A 3227-nucleotide genomic window follows, 5' to 3' on the forward strand; every position below is an offset into this window, starting at 1 on the left:
AAGTTGAGGGTACCAATAGAAACAGTGAAAAACAAATGTATTGTGGAAATATATTTGTTATTACAAATATGATTGGATTATTATATGGAAAACGGGTGAAAATAAGAGGTATGTATAATAATCAAGGTTAATATAAAAAAGCATCGACCCAAACATTGGGCCGATGCTTTTCATTTACTCTGCTTTCTTCCGCTTCTTCACCATCTTCATTATCAATGGATATGTTAATGAAAGTATGGTCATAACCGTCAACACGATACTAATTGGTGACCCGAAGAAAATATCGAAAACATTATTATTACTGGTGATTAAGCTCTTACGAAAGTTCTGTTCCATATCTGATCCGACAATAGCTGCTAAGATGAGCGGAGCCATCGGGAAGTCTAAAAGTTTCAAGCCTAAGCCTAATAAACCAAAGATTAATAAGATATAGAAATCTACAACACTATAACCTAAAGTGTATGTACCTAAGTAAGCTAACACTAAGATAATCGGATAAAGGACTTTAGGCGGTGTACGTAAAATCTTAAGTAATACACCTATGAGTGCGATGTTGATAATCACTAAGAAAATGTTGCCGATAAACATACTGTTAATTAATGTCCAAATGGTTTCTGGTTCATTTTCAAAGAGTAAGGGACCAGGTTGCAAACCTAACATGATAACTGCACCTAAAATAACAGCGGTTGTCCCTGAACCAGGCACACCCATTGTAAGTAATGGAATGAGTGCACCGACTGAAGCAGCGTTGTTAGACGCCTCAGGTGCCGCAACCCCTTCAATTGCACCTTTACCGAAGTCTTTACCATTCTTGTTCACTTGTCGCTCAGTAGAGTAACTTAACATAGAAGCGATAGAACCACCTGCACCTGGTAATACACCGATGACGAATCCAATCGGACTTTGTCTCAACATGGTCCACCATGTCCGCTTCCAATCCGTCTTCGTCAACTTCATTGACCCTAATTTTGCATCAGGCGGCTTCAATGCTTCTAGATGCATATAGTTATAGAGCACTTCCGCAACTGCATAGACACCAATAATCACAACTAAGAAGTTAATTCCTTCACTTAAATGTGGAATGTCGAAGGTGAAGCGGTAAACACTCGTTTGTAAATCGACGCCGACTGTACTGACCATGAGACCAATCGCAGTAGCGATAAAGCCTTTGACCATTTTACCGATAGATAATGACACAATCGTCGATAGTGTAAATAAGAATAATACAAAGTATTCACGTGGTCCGAATTGAAGCGAGAAATCTGATAGCGGTTTGGCGAGTACAATAAATCCAACAACCGCCACAATACCACCAATGAGTGAAGCCACTGCGGAAATAGTTAAAGCTTTGCCCGCTTCTCCATTTTTAGTCATAGGATACCCATCGAAGGTAGCCGCAATCGCAGAACCATCCCCAGGTGTATTCAGTAAAATAGAACTACGCGATCCCCCATACATCGCGCCATAATAAATCGCAATCATTAAAATCAAGGCACTGACAGGTTCCATACCGAATGTCACAGGAATTAACACTGCGACTGCGGTAGCTGGACCTAACCCTGGCAGCATGCCTACAATTGTCCCTAAAAATCCGCCGATTAACACCCATAATAAGTTCATAGGATGAAAGGCAGTTGTGAGACCTTCTAAGAACGTATTGATATCTCCCATATTGCTCCCCCTTGTCTTATGGTAAACTCACATCTAATAATTGAGAGAAGGTATACCATGTAATCCCTGAAAATACGAGCGCTACAATAATATTTTGAAGCCAGTGTTTCACCCCATTGATTAAAAACAAGACGCCTCCTAAGAAGAGAATCGTTGAAATCAAGAAACCTAAGCGTTCAAAAATCAATGCGTAAATAATAATCATTGCTACTGTTGCGCCTAAGCGTATTAAGGTTTTCTTTTGAAGTAACAAGTCTAGAATTTCAAAGTGTTCATGTCTTTTTTTATATTCTTGGAAGAAATAAATCACACTCATCACAATCAATAACACTGAAATGAGCAGTGGAAAGTACATTGGACTATTTGGATCCCCAATGCGTGAACGTTGCACATTCAGCGTTAAAATTAAATAGATGATGCCTAATAACGTAAGTAAAATAGGCGGCATTAAACGAGCCATACAATTCCCCCTTAGAAACCAGCATCCTTAATCAGCTGATCATATTTTTTGCGTTGCTCTTTTAAGAATTTTTCAGATTCAGCACTATCTTTGTAGAAGTTATCCCAGTCATTGTTTTTACGTAATTCTTGCCATTGTTTAGAATGTACGACTTTACGCATTGTCTTATCCCAATAAGCACGTTCTTCTTTTGTCATATCTTTTGTTCCCATAACCCCGCGCCAATGAGGGAACACCATATCGACACCTTGTTCTTGCCAAGTCGGCACATCTTTAATGCCCTCAAGACGTTCATCGGATGACACTGCCAACATTTTCAATTTATGTACTTGATGTTGTTCTTTAACTTCTGATACTGCTGTAGAAGCGACATCTACATGGCCGCCAAGTAAGGCAGTTTGTAAGTCACCGCCACTTTTATACACTAAGAAATCGAGTTTATCGACATCTACACCGTATTGTTTCGCTGCTTGTACGAATGCAAGATGGTCATTATTTCCTAAACCAGGTGCGACACCGATTGTCAGTGATTTCGGATCTTTCTTGAGCTTTTCCATCACTTCTTTACCAGAGTTCAGATTAGATTTATTTGATGCGGTTAAACTAATCCATTCTGTTGCTAGAATCGCAATAGGAGTGAAGTCATCATCTCCAAGGTCACTCAACCCTAACTCTTTATTAGACAGTAATAGACTTGAGTTAATGGCGATAGTGTTTGGTGAACGTGATTTTAAGTATTGCCAACCGACTTCACCGCCGCCTCCAGGTTTATTCACAACTGTAATGTTTTGATTCGTCAGCTTTTCATCTAACATCACTTTCTGAATTGCGCGTGCAGTGGTATCCCAGCCACCGCCTGGTGAAGCGGGTGCTATAATCTCAACAGTTTCATCAGGAAACGTGTTGGATTTTGCGGTCTTCTTATCATCAGATTTACCGCAGCTCGCTAAAATAACTGTCATAGCTAACACGAAGTACCCCAATCTTCGCATAAAAATCCCCCTTTGTTTAAAAATATTCAATTTTACGATAATTTATCACAATTTTCAAAATTTAACAATGATGGTTAGATGAAATTATTATATAAATATATAAG

Annotated in this window: 3 protein-coding genes; all 3 read right to left on the reverse strand. The window is 39.1% G+C overall.

Going from position 1 to position 3227, the window contains the following annotated elements:
* Positions 1-174: 174 nt before the first annotated feature.
* From BU038_RS12060 to BU038_RS12070, 3 genes are read right to left on the reverse strand one after another with little or no spacing between them, the layout of a single operon-like run.
* Positions 175-1671, reverse strand: coding sequence for a tripartite tricarboxylate transporter permease (locus tag BU038_RS12060; RefSeq protein WP_107606220.1), 1497 nt, complete (start codon positions 1669-1671; stop codon positions 175-177).
* A 16-nt stretch (positions 1672-1687) separates the two neighbouring features.
* Positions 1688-2131, reverse strand: coding sequence for a tripartite tricarboxylate transporter TctB family protein (locus BU038_RS12065; protein WP_107606221.1), 444 nt, complete (start codon positions 2129-2131; stop codon positions 1688-1690).
* A gap of 11 nt (positions 2132-2142) precedes the next feature.
* On the reverse strand, positions 2143-3123 hold the full coding sequence (locus BU038_RS12070; protein ID WP_002480146.1) for a tripartite tricarboxylate transporter substrate binding protein: 981 nt from the start codon (positions 3121-3123) through the stop codon (positions 2143-2145).
* Between the last annotated feature and the right edge of the window lie 104 nt (positions 3124-3227).

This window comes from Staphylococcus simulans (assembly GCF_003043455.1).
In the GTDB taxonomy this organism is placed as follows: Bacteria; Bacillota; Bacilli; order Staphylococcales; family Staphylococcaceae; genus Staphylococcus; species Staphylococcus simulans_A.